The sequence below is a fragment of the Candidatus Pelagibacter sp. HIMB1782 genome, assembly GCF_052047475.1.
GTDB lineage: Bacteria > Pseudomonadota > Alphaproteobacteria > Pelagibacterales > Pelagibacteraceae > Pelagibacter.
The window spans coordinates 89,421-108,620 of sequence record NZ_JBNAKE010000002.1; the positions used below are offsets into that span (position 1 = coordinate 89,421).

Here is a 19,200-nt window from a genome sequence, read left to right on the forward strand (position 1 = left end):
TAAGTCTTTATTGCCACTTGCATTGTATACAATTTATTTATTTAATTGATTATAAATTAATTAATTAAAGAGGAAATAAAATGAAGTTAAATAAAATAATTTTAAGTTTTGTTTCTGCATTAGTAATTTTATTTTCAACTTCCGTTGCATCTTTTGCAAAGGTAGTTGGTGACAAGATTATTTTAGGTGCTGCAATTTCCTTAACTGGTAAATACTCATCTAATGGTGTTCATACTCAAAATGGTTATAACATGGCCGTTGACAGAATTAACAGCATGGGTGGTATTAAAGTTGGTGGAAAAACTTATAAGTTTGACATTATCTACTATGATGATGAGTCGAACCCTAAGAGAGCTGCACAGCTTGCAGAAAGATTAATTTCACAAGATGGTGTTGAGTTTATGCTTGGCCCATACAGTTCAGGTCTTACAAAAGCGATTGCACCAGTAACTGAAAAATATGGTGTTCCAATGGTTGAGGCAAATGGTGCATCTAGATCTTTGTTTACTAAAGGTTACAAATATCTATTTGCGGTACTAGCCCCAGCAAACTTATATCTTGATGTAGCGATTGAAACAGCAGTTGAGCTAAATGGTGGAAAACCAGTTAGAATTGCTCAAGCTTTTGAACAAGATGCTTTTTCACAGGATGTTAGATTAGGTATTTTAGATGCTGCAGAAAGAACTGGATCTGAAATCATCATTGATGACAAACTGCCTAAAGAGTTAAATGATATGGCTGCAACTTTGGTTAAAGTTAAACAAATGAAACCAGATGTTTTAGTTGTATCAGGTCATACCAAAGGTGCATTGACTGCAGTAAGACAAATTGCTGAAATGAAGGTTGATGTTCCGATGTTGGCTATGACTCACTGTGATGCAGCGAAATTATCAAAACAACATGGTGCTAATTCTCAGTATGCACTATGTGCTTCTCAATGGCATAAATCTCTAACTTATAAAGATGATTTCTTTAAGGATGGAATGACCTATGCTGCAGACTTTGAGAAAGAGTTTGGATATGATCCACCATATCAATCTGCTGAGTCTTCAGCTGCGTTATTGGTGTTCAAAGATGCATTTGAAAGAGCTAATTCTTTTGATCAAAAGAAAGTAAGAGATGCTCTTGCAGCTACTAACATGCAAACATTCTATGGAAATATTAAATTTGCACCTGGTGGTCAGAACGTTGATAAGCCAATGGTACTTTTCCAAGTAATGTGTGATGATGCTGGTAAGTGTGAAAACAAAGTTGTTGCTCCATTAAAATGGGCATCTGCTAAGTTAATTCACCCAATGCCTAAGTGGTCTGAAAGATAATAATTAAAAATTGAGCCCCCTAGTAATAGGGGGCTTTTTTTTATATAAACCAAAAAAGATTTTATGGATTTTCTTGTATTTCAATATCCAATGATAACCGTTCAAGCTTGCTTGGATGGCATTCTTTTAGGAGTATTATTCGCATTGATTGCATATGGAATGGCACTTCAGTGGGGTGTTATGAATATAATTAATATTGCTCAAGGAGATCTTGTTATTTTAGGAGGATATATTGCATACTTTATGTATCTTTACGGTATTCATCCAGCATGGGGAGTAATTGTTGCTCCAATCATAATGTATTTCGTAGGTATTGCGATCTATAAACTGGTTATAAATAAAGTAGTTGATAGAGACTTATTCATCTCAATTTTAGCTACCTTTGGAATAAGTATTTTATTCATGCAATTAATGAACTTTGCATTTGGTGCAGATGTCGTGCTTGCAAACTCGCATTACGGTACAACAATGTTGTTTGATAACAATGTTGTTCTTCCTAATTCAAAAATATTTTCAGCATTTATCAGTATTTTATTTGCAGTTTGCTTAGTGATTTATATGAAAAAATCTAAGCTTGGACGAGCAATTAGAGCAACTGCTCAAAACGCACGTGCTGCAAAAATTTTAGGAGTAGATACTGAAAAAGTATATGCGGCGACTTTTGGAATTAATGCTGCTTTATGTGGTGTAGCTGGAGCTTTAATCTCTATAACATTTACTATTCATCCTTATATGGGTTTACCTTATACGATTAGATCTTTTATGATTGTTATTGTTGCTGGTTTAGGAAACTTACCAGGTGTCGCTATGTCAGGAATGGGATTGGGAGTTTTTGAGGAATTTGCAGATTACATTTTAGGAACAGAATTTAGAATTGGATCAGTATTTTTATTACTAGTTTTAATTTTAGTTTATCGAAGATTTAAACTTTCAAGAAAAAGAGAGTACTTAAAATGAGGAAAGTTAAAATTAATGATAATCAAGGTCAATCAGTTGAAGTTGACATAGATAAATTTAAAAAACACTTAGATGAATATCATTCATCAGGCTCAAGTGTGCATGATGAAGATGGTCATTATTTTACAGTTGATCAAAATTTCAGAGAAAAAATTAATAGTCTATATGAACAAAAATAATTTAATACTTTATATAGGAATTTTAATATTTGGTTTAGCAGCACCATTTATATTTCCAGCATTTAAAGTACAATTATCAATTCTTTGCATTCTAATTGTTCTTGCAACTACTTGGAATATCCAAGGAGGGGAGATGGGATACAATACATTTGGAAATATTTTGTTCTATGGACTGGGTATGTATTTGTGTGCTTCAGTTCAAGTTGGAATGTTTTTTCCATTAGCAGAGTGGACAGAAAGTGGTGGTGAAAAAACATTTGTACATACTCCTACCCAATTTTTCCAAGGTATGGCAATGGGACTTGTTGTTGCTGCAGTAGTTCCAACTATTGTTGCTGGTTTAATTGGTTATGCAATTTTAGGATTGAGAGGTCACTACTTTGCTATTTGCACTCTAGGATTAGGAGTAGCTGCTGGTGAAATTTCTGGAGGAATTGAAATTATTGGAGCAGGGCAAGGTTTTACCACTCCACCTTTTCCTAATGTAGGAGGCTTAGAAGCTAGAGGAGAGTTCTTCTATTTTTTAAGTTTCTTAGTTTTGATACTTACATTCGTTACAGTCAAAGCAATTTACTCTACTAGATTTAAGTTAATCCTTAATGCAATCAGAGATAATGAAGACAAGGCTGAAGCTATGGGAATTGCAACAATGAAATATAAAATTATCGGTTGGATGATTTCTGCATTTTTCTGTGGTCTTGCAGGAGGAATAATGGGTGGACTAGTTGGATATATCGATTCTACAGATGTTGCTTTTGACGGAAGAGAAATGGGAGTGTTCATGGTTTTGATGGCAATATTAGGTGGTAAAGGAACCCTTTGGGGACCAGTTATTGGTGCAACAATATTCCATATTTTTAAAGAAGGATTTTGGACGTTCTTCCTAGGCTGGCAGTATGTAGCCTTGGGAGTTTTAATTGTGGTGATTGTAATTTATTTCCCTGAGGGATTAATGGGATGGTTGAGAGAAAAATATCCTCACAGATTTGGAGAAGTAGTTGATGAAGCTGATCGAAAGGCTCAGGTAGAGATAAAATGAGTATTTTAGAAGTTAATAATGTTAGTAAATCTTTTGGAGGAGTAAAGGCTAATGTTGATATCTCCATGTCAGTTGAAAAAGGTAAAATTGTAGGATTGATTGGTCCAAATGGATCAGGAAAAACAACTTTGTTTAATTCAATTGTAGGCACTTATCCAATTGACCAGGGTTCAATTAAATTTAACGGAAAAGAAGTTTCTGAACTTCCTGTTCCCGTAATAGCAAAGCTAGGATTATTAAGAACATTTCAACAAACAAGAATTTATGGAAAATTGAACTGCATTGATAATATGCTTATTAGCCATAAAGGTAGTGATGAAAGTATATTAAAACTGTTTTCTAAAATACCTCAAGAGCTTACAGAAAAAGCAGAAAATTTATTAAATTTCGTAGGTTTATATCAAAAGAGAAAACTAAGAGCAGGAGATTTATCATTTGGACAACAAAAACTTCTAGAGCTTGCTATGGCATTAATGAATGAACCAGAAATGTTATTATTAGACGAACCTACAGCTGGGATAAACCCAACATTAATTAATGGAATTATAGATAGATTAATAAAAGTAAATCAAGATTTTGGAATTACGCTTCTAGTTATAGAACATAATATGAGAGTAATAATGCAATTAGCTGAAAATATATTTTGTTTGGCACATGGTAAAATGTTGGCGAATGGCTCACCAGATGAAATTAAAAACGACAAAAGAGTTGTCGACGCATATTTAGGAGCTCAATAATGTCTAATCAATACGAAGTTTTAGGAAAAGCTCCAACGCCAGAAGATTTAAAAAAATTATCTCCAGATGAAATACATTTAACGATAAAAAAATTAAATGCCGGATATGGTAAAATGGAAATTTTACATAATTTTGATTTATTTGTGAATAAAGCACAATCATTGTGTTTGATTGGACCAAATGGAGCTGGTAAATCTACAATTCTTCATTCAATTTATGGATTTACAAATATCTTCTCTGGTCAAATTGAAATAGAAGGCAAAGAAATTACAAATCTTACACCAGCTGAAAAATTAAAATCTGTTGGAATTGCATATATTTTACAAGATAACTCAGTCTTCCCAGATATGACAGTTGAAGAAAACTTGTTAATGGGTGGATATATTAAAGATAAAACAGAGGAGTCATTTGAAGAAGCTGAAAGAATTTTAGAAAAATATGAGAGATTGAGGAATAGAAGAAATCAGCCTGCAAAAGTTTTATCTGGTGGTGAAAGAAGATTATTAGAAATTTCTAGAGCACTAGTAATGAAACCATCAGTATTGTTGGTTGACGAACCATCAATTGGTTTAGAGCCAAGATATATTGATATGGTTTTTGAGATACTTAAAGATCTTCAGCAAAATGAAAAGAAAACTATAATATTAGTTGAACAAAATGCCAAAAAAGGTTTAGAATTTGCAGACATTGGATATGTATTAGTATCTGGACAAACTGCAATAGCTGGCAAAGGGGATGAATTGTTACAAAACCCTGATGTCGGTAGACTATTCCTTGGTGGCTAATGATAAATAAAGATTTTTTTTTTAAAGGTTATAAATCAATATTAGCACATGATAGTCCAGCAATAGCATTAGGTTGTTGTTTTATTGCTATAGGAGCACTTTTAAAAAATCTTGGCTTCAATATTCAAGAAAGCATTTTTTCTACAATGCTGACTTACGCTTTGCCAGGATCTTTGGTTATGGCAGAGTCTTTATTGGTTGGTGCTTCTTTGTTAAATATTTTTTTAGCAGTTTGGTTTGTTAATGCTCGTTTATATCCAATGGCTGTTTCTTTGTTTCCATTAATGATGCATGAAGAACAACCAAAGTGGAAATATTATTTTTCATGCCATTTCATAGCTGTATCGGCTTGGTTGATTATGAAGAGTAATTATAAGGCTATTCCAGAAAAATATAGAATTGATTATTGGATAGGGATTGGAAGCGCAACTTGGAGTGTTGCTGTAATTGGTACTTTAATAGGTTTCTATTTTTCAGAATATTTAAATAAAGAAATGATGATGGGTTTAGCTATTTTAAATCCTGTTTATTTTTTATGCATGATGGTAGGAGCGTCTAAGACAAGACAAGTTACTTTATCAGTTTTACTTGGAATTATTTTAGGACCTGTTTTTTATTTTTTTTCACCAGAATGGTCTATTTTATTAGGTGGAGTAGTTGGTGGTACTATTGCTTATTTAGTAGGGGAAAAAAATGTCAACTAGTATCGTTTTAGCAATTTTGGTGACGTCCCTGGCAACTTTTTTATCAAGATTTCTTGGGGCAGTAAGCTCAGAGGGTATAAAAGAAACTTCTAAGATATTTAAATGGTTTAACTGTTTAGCTTACGCAACTTTAGCAGCTCTAATTGCAAGAACAATAATTTTTCCAGTTGGTGTAATGGATGACTCAAGCTACTTAGTAAGATTTGTTGTTGTTGTGCTATCCTTAACTGTTTTTTTTATTTTTAAAAAAAATTATGTTTATCCCACAATTTTCTCTGCCATTAGCATGGCAATATTAGTCAATTATTTCTAAATAAAATTGATTTATTAAAAAAGTTAACTTAAGGTTTCTTATGGAAAAAATACCAGGTTTAGAAATTCAAGAACATGATAAATCAAAAAGAATTTTAAATATAAAAATTACTGATGAGATTATTAAGAAATTAGTTTTTCCATTTAATAAATTCGACTTAACAGCTTTAGAACTAAAGCCTTTTACAAGGTTTACAATAGCAAAAAGTTTAGATGATTTAACAGAAAATCAACTTAGTAAACTAATGAACTCAATAATTAGAGATCGTTCAACTGGTTGTTTTATAATTGGACCAAAAAATATTTCACAAAAAATTGATGATAAATTTTTAGTAAAATTATCAACTGCAATAGCTTATTTAATCGGAAATCCTAACCATGACTCAATGGCAGGAAAATATTATGCTCGTTTCCATGTTAAACACGAAGATGCAAGTGATTCTTATTTAAGAAAAGCTTACCGTAATATGGATCTCCATACAGATGGAACTTATGTTAAAGAAATTACAGACTGGTTAATTATGACAAAGTTAGAAGAAGAAAACGTAGAAGGTGGAGAAACTGCTATGTTGCATTTAGATGATTGGGAACATTGCAAAGAATTATCAAATGATCCTGTGGGTAAACAAGAATTTCTTTGGAGTTCACCTAAGAGTAAAAACGTAGATTATAAAGTTGAGCATCCAGTTTTTTCTTCAGATGATAAAGGAAGACCACATATTTCATATATTGACCAATTTCCTGAACCAAAAAACATGGAACAAGGCAATTTTTTACAGAGATTATCTGACGCTCTGGAAGGAAGTGAAAATAAAGTAATTACAAAGTTACCGGTTGGTTGCTCTATAATTGCAAATAATTATTTTTGGCTTCATGGAAGAAAACCTTTCAAAGAAAATAAAGAATTAAGCAGAGAATTGTTGAGAATTAGAGGATCTTTTTTTGTTAATTAATTCAATATAATCAATATAAAGTAACCAAAATATTATGATTATAGGTTTTATTGGTACGGGTAAAATTGCATCTTCAGTAATAACTGGAATATGTAAATCTAATTTCAAATATAAAAAAATAATAATTTCTCCAAGGAATAAACAGATTGCCAAAAGTTTAAAAAAAAAGTTCAAAAAAATAGTTATTGCTAAAGATAATCAACAAATTGTTGATCAATCTAATTGGGTATTTTTATCTATTACACCTACGGTGGGAGAGAAGATAATTAAAGATTTAAAATTTAAGTCTAGTCAAACAATTGTTAGCTTTATATCTACAATTACTCTATCACAGTTAAAAAAAGCCATTAAAGTAAAAGCAAAAATAGTAAGAGCAATTCCTTTGCCACCAATATCATTAAAGAAAGGACCAGTTCCAATATGTCCACCAAATTCAAAAGTAAAAGCTTTTTTTAATCATTTAGGAACTACTGTAGAAATTAAAAATGAAAAATCTTCAATAAACTTTTGGTCTACTTCTGGAATGATGGCACCTTTTTATGAAATGCAAAGAGTAATGTCTGATTGGTTAATTAAAAAAGGGGTAAAAAGAAATAATGCTCAAAAATATATAACTTCTTTGTTTTTAGCTTTGTCAGAAGATGCTGTTATACATTCTAAAGAAAACTTAAGAGAGTTAGTTAAAGAATCGCAAACACCTAAGGGATTAAACGAGCAGGGTGTCAATGAATTGACAAAAGCTGGTTTTTATAAATCATTAGAGAAAACTTTAAATAGTATTTACAAAAGATTAGATAAATAAATGTCTGAAAATATTTTAGAGATCAATAATTTATCAAAGTATTTTGGAGGACTTGCTGCAGTTTCTGATTGTTCTATTAAAGTTAAAAGAGGAACTATAACGGGTATAATTGGTCCAAATGGATCTGGTAAAACAACTTTATTTAATTTAATTGCTGGAAATTTAAAATCTTCAGGTGGGAGTGTAACATTTGATGAAGAAAATATCACAGATGTTCCATCTTATGAATTGTTCTCAAAAGGATTGCTTAGAACTTTTCAAATAGCACATGAGTTTTCAAATTTGTCTGTTCTAGAAAACTTAATGATGGTTCCAGGAAATCAATCAGGTGAAAAGCTAATGACAGCATTATTTAAGCCAGGGTTAGTTGCAAAAGAGGAAGCAGAAGTTAAAGAAAAAGCAAAAGAAGTAGTTGAATTTTTAAATTTAGGACATCTGTCAAATGAGCTTGCAGGTAATCTTTCTGGAGGACAAAAAAAATTGTTAGAACTTGGAAGAACCATGATGGTTGATGCAAAATTGGTGTTATTGGATGAAGTGGGAGCAGGAGTAAATAGAACTTTGTTAAAAGATCTAGGCACTGCAATCGAAAAGCTAAATAAAGAAAAAGGTTATACTTTTTGTATGATTGAGCACGATATGGATTTTATAGGGAGATTATGTGATCCTGTAATTGTTATGGCTGAAGGGTCAGTTTTATTTGAGGGTTCTGTTGAGGAAGCTAAAAAAGATGAAAAGGTAATAGAAAGTTATCTTGGCAGAGGATCAAAATTAAAGGATGAAGTTTAATGGCATATTTTGAAGGAATAGAGATGACTGGTGGTTATGGAAATGGACCAGATATAATTAATTCTTGTTCTGTCGAAGTAAACAAAGGAGAAATTGTTTCTATCCTAGGACCTAATGGTGCTGGAAAATCTACAGCTATGAAAGCAATGTTAGGTTTATTAAATTTAAAATCTGGATCAGTTAAAATTGACGGTAGAGATATTTCAAAACTTTCTCCACAAGATCGAGTTAAACAAGGAATTTCATTTGTTCCTCAAACCAAAAATGTTTTTGCGGGAATGACAGTTGAGGAAAATTTAGAAATGGGGGCCTTTTTAGTAAACTCTGAGATAAAAAATATTATTGAGGAAATTTACGAACTATTTCCGATCCTTAGAGAAAAAAGAAACCAAATGGTAGGTGAATTATCTGGTGGTCAAAGACAACAAGTTGCACTTGGAAGAGCGTTAATGATTAAACCAACAGTGTTAATGCTGGATGAACCTACCGCAGGCGTATCACCAATTGTTATGGATGAATTGTTTGATCATATCGTTAAAGTTAAAAGAACTAATGTTGCTATTTTAATGGTAGAGCAAAATGCTAAACAAGCATTAAATATTTCTGATAGAGGTTATGTATTGGTTACTGGAGAAAATCGTTATTCAGGGACTGGCAAAGAATTATTGAACGATCCAAGAGTAAGAAGCTCTTTCTTAGGAGGATAGTATGGATCTTATTAATGCAATAATTCTTTTACTAAATTATATTTTTATTCCAGGACTTACTTACGGTTCTCAATTAGCTTTAGGTGCAATTTTTGTTACTTTAATTTACGGAATTCTCAGATTTGCTAATTTTGCAACTGGAGACATGATGTCATTTGGAACCATGATGACAATATTATTCACTTGGTATTTTCAATCTTTAGGTATTTCTCTTGGAGTTCTGCCTACAGCATTAATTGCACTTCCATTTGGAATTTTTTTTATGGTCCTATACATGCTTACAATCGATAAATTTGTTTTTAAGTATTACAGAACTCAAAAAAGTCCTCCAGTTCAGTTTGCTATGGTTAGTATTGGAGTGATGTTTGTTACTCAAGCAGTTGTTAGAATTATAATAGGTCCAGGAGATAGAAGGTTTTTTGATGGAGAAAAATTTATTATCAAGGCTAGAGAATTTAAAGAAATGACAGGTTTAAACGAAGGACTTGCCCTTAAATCTACTCAGGTCATTACTATTTTTGTTACAATAGTTTTAGTCTCTTTATTATTCTGGTTTTTAAATAAAACTAAAACAGGAAAAAGCATGAAAGCTTACTCTGATAACGAAGATCTTGCTTTGCTTTCAGGAATAGATCCTAAAAAAATAGTATTGGTAACCTGGGTAATTGCAGGAATTTTAGCCACTATTGGAGGAGCTTTGTATGGTTTAGATAAAAGTTTTAAACCTTTCACTTACTTTAACAATATGCTTCCCATTTTTGCTGCAGCAATCGTTGGAGGAATTGGAAATCCTTTCGGTGCATTTTTAGGTGGCTATGTGATTGCTTTTTCAGAAATTTTATTAACATATGCATATAAGAAATTTTTTATGTACATATTACCTGAAAGTATGGAGCCAGAGGGATTAGTTCAATTACTTTCGACAGATTACAAATTTGCAGTTTCATTTTCAATCTTGGTGATTGTGTTACTTTATAGACCATCAGGGATATTCAAAGGGAAAGTATTGTGAGAAAAAATTTAAACGTTATTGCAGCATACAGTATCATGATGGTTTTAATTCTATTAGTTGGAATTTTTCAATCATGGAATATTGCATTATCAATATTTAATCTTTGCTTAATTTCAGCAGTCATGACCATGGGTGCAAACATACAATGGGGCTATGCTGGTTTAATTAATTTTGGAATAATGGGATACACTGCTTTAGGGGGGCTTGCTGCAGTAATAATTTCAGTTGATCCAGTTCAAGAAGCATGGAGAGCTGGTGGATTTGATATTTTAATGTGCTTATGGCTCATCATTGTAATGGTTTTAGTTATCAGATTTATTTTGAAAAATTTTGAAAAATCAAAACTAAGAACTTACAGTATTGCAGCTCTGATTATTGCAGCTATCATAATTATCAGAGTTACAGCGGAACCAGGTATTGAAAAAATTGAAGCTGTAAATCCTGCAACTACTGGTTTTCTTGGTGGGTTTGGTTTACCTATCATTTTCTCCTGGATCGTAGGTGCATTATTTGCTGGAGGTTTAGCCTTTATAGTTGGAAAAGTTGCTTTAGGTTTAAGAGCTGATTATCTAGCAATTGCAACACTATTGATTTCAGAAATTGTAATAGCAATAATTAAGCATGAAGACTGGTTAACTAGAGGTGTTAAAAATGTAATCGGCTTAAAGAGACCTGCTCCATATGAAGTCGATCTGCAGACCACTGATTGGTTTATAAATTTAGTAGAAAAGTTTAAATCTAGTAAGTTAGATCTAATTACTGATTTATCCGAAAGACAAGCAGCGTTAAATCAATTTGTAATCGAAGGTTCTTCAATATTTGTTAAACTATGCTACTCAGGTTTGTTTTTAGTTGTTGTTATAGTACTTTTAATTCTTACTCAGAAAGCTCTTTATTCTCCATGGGGAAGAATGATGAGAGCAATAAGAGATAATGAAGAAGCAGCAAATGCTATGGGTAAAAATGTTGTGAAACAACATTTGCTAATATTTATTTTAGGTTCAGCAATTGTTGGAATTGCAGGTGCAATGCTAGTAACTCAGGATGGATTATTTACACCAGGAAGTTATAGACCAATGAGATATACATTCTTAATTTGGGTCATGGTCATAGTTGGAGGAAGTGGAAACAACTTTGGTGCAATTTTAGGTGGTTTTGTTGTATGGTTTTTATGGATTGAAGCAGCACCAATTTCAATGTTTTTAATTAACTTCTTTACAGCAGGTATTCCTGAAACAAATGCTATCAAAGCTCATCTTATTGAAAGTGTTCCTTATTTTAGATTTTTATTGATGGGTTTAGGTTTGTTGTTCATAATGAGATACCGACCTAAAGGTATACTTCCAGAAAAAATAGAAATAAAATAATTAAACATGAAATATATTATTTTAGGTGCTGCAATTGCTTGGGCTATGTATATGGCTGACAAGTATATGTTTTAATGAACAGAAATCTTTCGCTACTTATTTCAAGTCAGGTTTTTGGTTTCACAGCAGCCAATGTAACAGTTTTTTTAAGCGGAATAATTGGAAGTCAGCTTTCAACTATTAAATCACTAGCTACTTTTCCTCCTTCAATTTATGTAGTTGGTATAGCAATCTCTACTATTTTTGCTGCGAAAGTTATGTCAATTATTGGCAGACGTTTAGGTTTTGTTTTGGCATCTATAGGTAGCTCTTTAGCTTGTTTACTTGCTGCTTACTCAATCTTTATTAATAGCTTCATAATATTTTCATTTTCTTGTTTTCTACTTGGTACTGGAATGGCTTTCATTCATCAGTATAGATTTGCAGCAGCTGAAACAGTTGAAAAAGACAAAGCACCCAAGGCAGTTTCTATGCTTTTGTTAGCTGGAATTGTCTCTGCATTTATAGGAATTACTTTAGCAAATAAAACAAAAGATTTAATTAGTGATCATGTTTATGTTGGATCGTATATCGCATTAGCATGTCTTACTATTATGCCTGCAATTTTTTTAAGTTTTTATAAAAATTCAAAAATTACTAATAAAAATAATTCAACATATTCCAATGTTAGGACTTACAAAGAATTTGTTTCTGATCCAAAATTTTTACAAGCAATGGTAGCTGCTACTTTTGGTTATGTGGTTATGGCATTTTTAATGACAGCTACTCCAATTAGTATGCATTATGTCCATAAATTAAGTGTAGACAAAGTTGGACTGGTTATCCAATTTCACGTACTTGGAATGTTTCTTCCATCATTGGTCACAGGTAATCTAATAAAGAGATTTGGTTTTTCAAATATAATGTACATGGGGGTATTTTTTTATGCTTTGACAATATCATTAAGCTTATTTGAACCGACTTTTATAAATTATTTTGCCTCATTGATATTTTTAGGTATAGGATGGAATTTTCTATATATCTCAGGAACTAGCTTGTTAGTAACCACTTACAATGAGCAAGAAAAATTTAAAGCCCAAGGATTTAATGATCTAATAGTTTTTTCTGCTACAGCAATTGGAAGTTTATCAGCAGGAATTTTAATTTCATTGTTGAGTTGGAAAATAGTAAATTTTATGTGTATTCCTTTTTTGATAATTATTTTATTTGTAATTTTAAGAGCAGATATAAAAAAAGCCCCAGCAAACTAATTTACCAGGGCTTTTTAAAATAAGATTTAAATTATCTTTGTTTTTTAGTTTTGAATTTTCCGCCTTTAACTTCTTGCTCTAAGAAAGAACCTTCAGCTTCACCAACTTCAGTAAAAGATACTCCAGTAGCACCTTCATAATTTATCTTTTTACCTTTTGCTAGTAAGTCTAAACCTTTCTTTAATTCACCTGGGTAGATTTTAGTACCAGGAGCGTTAGCAACATCCATCACATTTTTTGCAATAGATGCTCTGTCAGCAGAATTACCCGCTTGCATTGCAAGGACGATTAAAGCAGCTGCATCATAAGACTCTCCAGTGTAAGGACCAGATGAATCTATACCACCAGCTTTTGCAACTTCTGCAAATACACCAGCACCTTTACCAGTAGAACCTGGTAGAGATCCAAATGACTTGCTTAGGTCTTTTCCGAATGCATCAACTAATGATTGACCAATCATACCATCTGATAAAACGAAAGTATCAAATGCACCAGAGTCTAAAGAAGCCTGAATAATTCCTTTTCCTCCTTGGTCAAGATAACCAATAACTGCTACAGCATCACCACCAGCAGAAGCAAGAGTTGCTACTTCTGATGAGTAATCTGCTTTACCATCTTCATGAGCAGTTACAGTTGTAACTTTAATACCATGAGCTTCAACTGCTGCTTTGTAAACATCAGCTAAACCTTTTCCATAGTCATTGTTAGTATAAGTGATTGCAACGCTTTTTACTTTTCTGTCTTTAGTAATGTCAGCTAAGATTTGACCACCTCTAGCATCTGATGGAGCAGTTCTAAAGAAATATCCATTATCATCTAGAGTAGTTAATCCTGGAGAAGTTGCTGAAGGTGAAATCATTACTACACCGTTTGGTACAGCAACATTTGTTGCAATAGCACCTGTTACACCTGAACAGTCAGCTCCCATAATTGCAGCTACACCACCTGAAATTAAACCTTCAGCTGCTGCTGTTGCTGCTGCTGAGTCAACACAAGTTGAGTCTGCTCGCATTGCTTCAATTTTTTTTCCACCAAGTAATGAACCTGAATCTGAAGCTTCTTTAAATGCAAGCTCTGCAGATGCAGCCATAGCTGGAGTAAGAGATTCAATAGGACCTGTAAATCCTAAAATGATTCCCATTTTGATCGAATGTCCGTCTGCCATAACGTTTGAACCAAAGCTTGATACAAACATAAATGCAGCGATAAATAGTTTTCTCATTATCTTCCTCTTTATTGTTAACAATTTATAAAATCTAATTTAAGTATGAATAATCTGAATATTCAATGACAAAATTGGCTTATTTTAAACTATTATCTGATAGAGAATGGGTCTAAAGATGGTTCATCTGATGTGTAGAACCAAGTTGTTTTTACTCTTGTGTAATCTTTAATTGAGTCAATTCCTGCCTCTTTACCGTATCCACTATCCTTGATACCTCCAAATGGAGCTGACGGTGAAATTAATCTGTAAGTGTTTACAAAAGTAATTCCTGCTCTGATAGCATTGGATACCCTCATGCCTCTTGCAAGATCGCTGGTGTATACACCTGAAGAGAGACCATATTGATTATCATTCATTAATTTTATCACTTCTTCTTCAGTATCAAATTTCATAACTGATAAAACAGGTCCAAATAATTCGTTTTCTGCTACTGGTAAGTTATGATTTTCACATTCAATAATAGTTGGAGGAAAATAATAACCTTCATTTGAAAAAGAATGTCTTTTACCTCCACATTTAATTTTACCACCTTGTTCAACAGTTAATTTAATATTTTTTTCTATTACCTCTAATTGTTTAAAGTTACTTAATGGACCCATCTCAGTATCGGGATCCATTGGAGCACCAATTTTAATTTTTTCTGCTCTAGCTGCTAACTTGTCTAAAAATTCGTTATAAATTCCTTTTTGTAAATATAATCTTGAACCTGCTATACAACTTTGACCGCTAGCTCCAAATATTCCAGCAGTAATTCCATTAATAGCATTTTCTTGTTTAGCATCATCAAAGACTGCAACAGGACTTTTTCCTCCTAACTCTAAACTTACTTCAGATAAATTCTCAGCAGAATTTCTAATTATATGTCTTGCTGTTTCAGGTCCTCCAGTAAAAGCAACTTTCTCAACTAAGTTATGAGTAGTCAATGCTTTACCACATGGATCTCCAAAACCAGAAACTACATTAATTACACCTTTGGGTATTCCAGTTTCCTCAACAAGTTTTGCAAATTCAAACATTGTTGCTGGAGCTAATTCAGAACATTTGATTACCACTGTATTACCCATAGCCAAAGCAGGAGCAACTTTTGTTGCAGTTAAAAACATTTGAGAATTCCAAGGAATGATAGCTGCAATAACTCCTATTGGAATTCTAGTTGTAATTGCTTGAATATTTGGTTTATCTATTGGAAGAACTGTTCCCTCAACTTTGTCAGCTAATCCTGCGTAATAATCATAATATTCAGCAATGTATTTTGCTTGTTGATAAGTTTCTCTGTACAATTTTCCTGTATCAATTGTTTCAATCTTACCTAGCAATTCAGAATTCTCTCTAAGCTTGTTTCCAATAGCTCTTAAAAATTTTGCTCTATCTCTTGCAAGCATTTTTGGCCATTCCCCTTCAAAAGCTTTTTGCGCAGCTTTTACAGCTCTGTCTACATCGTTTGCACTAGCTTCTGGAACTACACCCCATGGCTTATTATCTTCTGGATTTAAAGTTTCAAAAGTTTTTTTTGTATCAGAGTCTACCCACTGACCATCTATAAACATTTGATATTTTTTTAATTTAGACATTATTTATATGTTTCATTATTGCATTATTTACTTCGTCTGCATATTCAATAGTACACAAATGCTTTCCATTTTTAATTTCAATATATGTTGAGTTTTGAATATCTTTATTTAAATTTTTAGACATATCAGGTGTAGATCCTGGATCATCTGAGCCTGTAATTATTAATGTATTAGTTTTAATATTTTTTACATTTTCAAGATTATCTTTGTAATTCGCAAATAACTCATAAGCTTTTATAAAATTTTCTTGGTCCTTTCCCTTTTTGTTAAGAATTTTCATAAACTCATCATATAATTCAGGATTTTGTTCAAGGTACTTATCTGAAAACCATCTCTTCATTGCCATTTGAGAAATAGGCATATTTTTTTTTGCTAAATTGACCCTATCAACAACATTTTGTCTTTCCAAATCTGTCCTTTTATATGTAGTGGAAATCAATGTTAAGGAATTTAAATAATTTTCAAATTTTGATGCAAATTCTATTGCTATTAACGATCCAATAGAAAATCCAATTAAATTAAATTTCTCTATTTTTAAGTTATTTACTAGATTTGACAATTGGTTGGTAAAATTTTCCATTGATAAATTTGGCTCTTTAAAGGGTGTTTTCCCATGTCCTAAAAGATCGTAAGTTATAAATGAATTGTCCTTGAAAAATTCAATTTGTGGTTTCCACATTTGTTGATTTAAACCAACACCATGAATAAAGATCAGAGGTAAAGAATTTTTATTATTAAAATAATAATGATTTTGATTAGTATCAAAATTATAAGACATCAATTAATTATCAATGCCCATCTCTTTCATATCTTGATATCGATCACCAGTTCTTGCATGAGCTCTTCCCGTTGGAGCTCCACCTATAGCAACAACTATTTCATCTTCATTAGGCGCATCATGAATAGTAAATTCATGGGTTAAATAAAAAGGTCTTAATCCAGCATCAGTTTTATGCATCATTGGAATTGAAATTTTTGCTCCTGCAGGACCTCTTGTATTTGTAAAGCTTAAATAAGAAGTTCCACCGACAGCGTCTCTAAATTTATTTCCAAATCTAAGAGTATGAATAAATGCAGATGCATGTTCTATTTCACCATTTAATCCTACCATCGCTGCCTTACCGTAGGCTAAAATTTTTTCACCTGATCCAATTTCTTTAGTTAATTCTGGTACTAATAGGTCTCCTAATTGAGGTGCAAGATCTAATATTTCTGGTTTTAAATCTTCTACAAAACCTTTTCCAGCCCAAGGATTCTCTATAACAGCTGCAACAGAAACTAACAAAACAGGTTCATTTGCTTTTTTTCCACCTTCAATAAAAGTTTTATCTACAAACTTTGCAAATTTTCTAAGTTTTAGCTCCATGTGTTAACTCGCTTTTTGTATATTAGAATTAATAGGTTTTATATTTGGAATTACCTCTTCTGTAAATAATTTGATGCTTCTCATACAGTCTTCATGTTTGATACCAGGAAAGTTAGACCAAACTTGTAAATTTTGAAGATTTAATTCTTGCTGAAGTTCGTTTATTTTTTCTATTACAAACTCAGGTGTTCCAAATAAAAGATTTCTTTTATGAAGAAATTCATAATTTAATAAATCTAATTTATTTTTAGTCTCAGGCAATTTTTCATCTGGGTCCATATGGTTTCCTAACCCCCTCCAATGACAGACCCATCTCATATAATTTACAATATGTTCTCCAGCCATTTTTTCTGCTTCTTCCATAGTTTCTGCAACAAACATGTCTCTAACCAAACTTATACCTTCACCTAAAGGAACATCTCTGTTTTCAGCTTTAGATTTTGCTTCTTTAAAAATTTCAAATCTTTTTTTCAAAGCTTTTACAGTTGGGATCCACATAATTGTATTAAGTCCATTTTCTGCTGCCCACTGAATTGATCTTTCTCCATCAACCACTTGTGATATTGGTGGAAATGGTTTCTGATAAGGTTTTGGTAATACAGATATTTGTTTTAGTTCGTTTGTTTTTAAATCCACAACATTTTCTTTGGGAGGACTCATGTCGTGTTGCCAAATAAAATTAGGAGATGGATAAGTATAAAATTCTCCTTGATGAGAGAAAAAGTCTTCAGACCATGCTTTTTTCATTATTTCTAATGTTTCTGAAAAAAGTCTAAAATTTTTTGCCTGATCTTTTAGGTCAGCTTCTTTATTCATGTTGATTGCTTCTCTACCGTAAACACCTCTACCAATACCGACCTCAACTCTACCTTTAGACATTTGGTCGAGTGTAGCGATATCTTCAGCAAGTCTTATTGGATTATGAAATGTGATTACGTTACATGCTTGCCCTAAACGAATATTTTTAGTTCTGGCCGCAGCATCTGTACACATCATTAAAGGATTAGTACAGGACTCCATCCCCTCATGATTAAAATGATGTTCCGTGTACCAAATAGAATTCCAATTATTTTGGTCGCAATATTCTGTGATTTCTCTAGCTTCGTCTAAAAGCTGAGTATAAGGTTTCTTGTCCCAGTTGGTAGTATTACAAAAATATCCAAAGTTCATAAAGCCTCCTTTAAAAATTAATTTAAAGACGACCGATCCCGCTTTCGCTATGTCTAGCGCTGAGTTATGTGTACGTTCTTCTTCAATAACCATAACACTTTTAGAGATCTCTAGGAAGACAAATAGTTATCTGGAGGTCGACCAAGGGTGTTTCACCATGATTCTATGTTCTTTTTTATGACGTTTTGAAGGTCTGCTGCAACCAACTGGCATCAGCTGCAGCAAACGTAAGTAAATTGTAAGTAAATTCAATATAGAAATAGCAGCTGGAAATTCAACGAATATAAGTCCTGGAATTTTGCTTTAAACTATAGGTCAACCTAAAGTGTCACCAATAGAGCTTCCTGGTAGGCTGAACATCGTTCTCTTCTAGGTAGCTGTCATACTCATTTTTTGGTTGTGGAAATAATTCTTTATAATCAGTTTTAAATGGAATTGTACCTCGAGGCTGTGAGCTAATAGGCTCAAGACCAAGTGTTTGAATATGTGTCTTACTCATATTTTCAATACCATTACTGTAAGGTCTGACTATAGGTGTGTTTAGCTGCTTCTGCAGCCTCTCTCTTTTTTTCTGTTTAGCCAGTTCCACTGCTTCAGGAATTAAGTCTTGTACTTCAGGATCAACATTATGTTTTAGTTTAGCCAACATCTTCATTTCATTATGTTGTCTTAGTTGGTTTGAATATCTTGGATTTGTACTTGTAAAGTGATTACCTCTGTTCCGTTTTCTGGGTACGTGGGGACGATTTAAAGTTGGGGAATTAACTTTAATAGGACAGCCTCCTGTATCCCCGTTAAAAAAATATTTCCCCTCTTTTACGATATAGACGTCTGCATAGTGACCTCGCTTCATTCTCTTCTTTAAAGTATCCCTTGTAATACCTAGCTTTTTCGCAAAGTCTGATCTTGTTAAGTTGTACTTCTTATTTGTAGTCATTTATTTAGTTATTTTGGTT

General features: G+C 32.5%; 21 protein-coding genes. 15 read left to right on the forward strand and 6 right to left on the reverse strand.

Going from position 1 to position 19,200, the window contains the following annotated elements:
• The first annotated feature begins 80 nt into the window (after positions 1–80).
• The 15 genes from ACTTAO_RS04985 to ACTTAO_RS05055 all read left to right on the forward strand — a co-directional run bounded on the left by ACTTAO_RS04985 (position 81) and on the right by ACTTAO_RS05055 (position 12,912).
• Complete coding sequence (locus tag ACTTAO_RS04985) at positions 81–1,319, forward strand: amino acid ABC transporter substrate-binding protein (protein ID WP_440651780.1); 1,239 nt, start codon at positions 81–83, stop codon at positions 1,317–1,319.
• Between the two features lie 63 nt (positions 1,320–1,382).
• Entirely contained in the window at positions 1,383–2,276 is an 894-nt protein-coding gene (locus tag ACTTAO_RS04990) for a branched-chain amino acid ABC transporter permease (protein ID WP_075506246.1), read from the forward strand.
• Complete coding sequence (locus tag ACTTAO_RS04995) at positions 2,273–2,455, forward strand: hypothetical protein (protein ID WP_262590330.1); 183 nt, start codon at positions 2,273–2,275, stop codon at positions 2,453–2,455. The genes ACTTAO_RS04990 and ACTTAO_RS04995 overlap by 4 nt, the downstream gene beginning before the upstream one ends.
• Positions 2,442–3,494, forward strand: a complete 1,053-nt coding sequence (locus ACTTAO_RS05000) for a branched-chain amino acid ABC transporter permease (RefSeq protein ID WP_440657041.1) — start codon at positions 2,442–2,444, stop codon at positions 3,492–3,494. The genes ACTTAO_RS04995 and ACTTAO_RS05000 overlap by 14 nt, the downstream gene beginning before the upstream one ends.
• Positions 3,491–4,231, forward strand: coding sequence for an ABC transporter ATP-binding protein (locus ACTTAO_RS05005; protein ID WP_440691189.1), 741 nt, complete (start codon positions 3,491–3,493; stop codon positions 4,229–4,231). Before ACTTAO_RS05000 ends, ACTTAO_RS05005 begins: the two co-directional genes overlap by 4 nt.
• On the forward strand, positions 4,231–5,016 hold the full coding sequence (locus tag ACTTAO_RS05010) for an ABC transporter ATP-binding protein (protein ID WP_440672078.1): 786 nt from the start codon (positions 4,231–4,233) through the stop codon (positions 5,014–5,016). The genes ACTTAO_RS05005 and ACTTAO_RS05010 overlap by 1 nt, the downstream gene beginning before the upstream one ends.
• Complete coding sequence (locus tag ACTTAO_RS05015; RefSeq protein WP_440691190.1) at positions 5,016–5,720, forward strand: AzlC family ABC transporter permease; 705 nt, start codon at positions 5,016–5,018, stop codon at positions 5,718–5,720. The genes ACTTAO_RS05010 and ACTTAO_RS05015 overlap by 1 nt, the downstream gene beginning before the upstream one ends.
• Positions 5,710–6,033 (forward strand): AzlD domain-containing protein, encoded by a 324-nt coding sequence (locus ACTTAO_RS05020; RefSeq protein WP_440691191.1) that lies wholly within the window; start codon positions 5,710–5,712, stop codon positions 6,031–6,033. Before ACTTAO_RS05015 ends, ACTTAO_RS05020 begins: the two co-directional genes overlap by 11 nt.
• 40 nt (positions 6,034–6,073) lie before the next feature.
• Positions 6,074–6,985: a glutarate dioxygenase GlaH gene (gene glaH, locus ACTTAO_RS05025; protein ID WP_440691192.1), complete on the forward strand. Its 912-nt coding sequence runs from the start codon at positions 6,074–6,076 to the stop codon at positions 6,983–6,985.
• A gap of 34 nt (positions 6,986–7,019) precedes the next feature.
• Positions 7,020–7,787, forward strand: coding sequence for a pyrroline-5-carboxylate reductase (locus ACTTAO_RS05030; RefSeq protein WP_440691194.1), 768 nt, complete (start codon positions 7,020–7,022; stop codon positions 7,785–7,787).
• Positions 7,788–8,576 carry an ABC transporter ATP-binding protein gene (locus ACTTAO_RS05035; protein ID WP_262590336.1) on the forward strand — a complete coding sequence of 263 codons (789 nt, stop codon included), beginning with the start codon at positions 7,788–7,790 and terminating at the stop codon, positions 8,574–8,576.
• The gene (locus ACTTAO_RS05040; RefSeq protein ID WP_440691195.1) at positions 8,576–9,283 is read left to right on the forward strand and encodes an ABC transporter ATP-binding protein; all 708 of its coding nucleotides are present in this window, start codon (positions 8,576–8,578) and stop codon (positions 9,281–9,283) included. Before ACTTAO_RS05035 ends, ACTTAO_RS05040 begins: the two co-directional genes overlap by 1 nt.
• A 1-nt stretch (position 9,284) precedes the next feature.
• Positions 9,285–10,295, forward strand: a complete 1,011-nt coding sequence (locus ACTTAO_RS05045) for a branched-chain amino acid ABC transporter permease (protein ID WP_440691196.1) — start codon at positions 9,285–9,287, stop codon at positions 10,293–10,295.
• Between the two features lie 35 nt (positions 10,296–10,330).
• On the forward strand, positions 10,331–11,662 hold the full coding sequence (locus tag ACTTAO_RS05050; RefSeq protein WP_440634612.1) for a branched-chain amino acid ABC transporter permease: 1,332 nt from the start codon (positions 10,331–10,333) through the stop codon (positions 11,660–11,662).
• A 74-nt stretch (positions 11,663–11,736) separates the two neighbouring features.
• Positions 11,737–12,912 carry an MFS transporter gene (locus ACTTAO_RS05055; RefSeq protein ID WP_440691197.1) on the forward strand — a complete coding sequence of 392 codons (1,176 nt, stop codon included), beginning with the start codon at positions 11,737–11,739 and terminating at the stop codon, positions 12,910–12,912.
• A gap of 31 nt (positions 12,913–12,943) precedes the next feature.
• Here ACTTAO_RS05055 and ACTTAO_RS05060 read toward each other — a convergent pair whose 3' ends face one another.
• The 6 genes from ACTTAO_RS05060 to ACTTAO_RS05085 form a co-directional block, all read right to left on the reverse strand.
• Complete coding sequence (locus ACTTAO_RS05060) at positions 12,944–14,134, reverse strand: ABC transporter substrate-binding protein (protein ID WP_075506235.1); 1,191 nt, start codon at positions 14,132–14,134, stop codon at positions 12,944–12,946.
• Positions 14,135–14,226: 92 nt separating this feature from the next.
• Positions 14,227–15,708 (reverse strand): aldehyde dehydrogenase, encoded by a 1,482-nt coding sequence (locus ACTTAO_RS05065; protein ID WP_440691198.1) that lies wholly within the window; start codon positions 15,706–15,708, stop codon positions 14,227–14,229.
• Entirely contained in the window at positions 15,701–16,486 is a 786-nt protein-coding gene (locus ACTTAO_RS05070; RefSeq protein ID WP_440691199.1) for an alpha/beta fold hydrolase, read from the reverse strand. Before ACTTAO_RS05070 ends, ACTTAO_RS05065 begins: the two co-directional genes overlap by 8 nt.
• A 3-nt stretch (positions 16,487–16,489) precedes the next feature.
• The gene (locus ACTTAO_RS05075) at positions 16,490–17,074 is read right to left on the reverse strand and encodes an amino acid synthesis family protein (protein WP_440657024.1); all 585 of its coding nucleotides are present in this window, start codon (positions 17,072–17,074) and stop codon (positions 16,490–16,492) included.
• Positions 17,075–17,077: 3 nt separating this feature from the next.
• Complete coding sequence (locus ACTTAO_RS05080; protein WP_262590344.1) at positions 17,078–18,244, reverse strand: LLM class flavin-dependent oxidoreductase; 1,167 nt, start codon at positions 18,242–18,244, stop codon at positions 17,078–17,080.
• A 328-nt stretch (positions 18,245–18,572) separates the two neighbouring features.
• On the reverse strand, positions 18,573–19,097 hold the full coding sequence (locus ACTTAO_RS05085; RefSeq protein WP_440691201.1) for a hypothetical protein: 525 nt from the start codon (positions 19,095–19,097) through the stop codon (positions 18,573–18,575).
• Positions 19,098–19,200 lie beyond the last annotated feature (103 nt).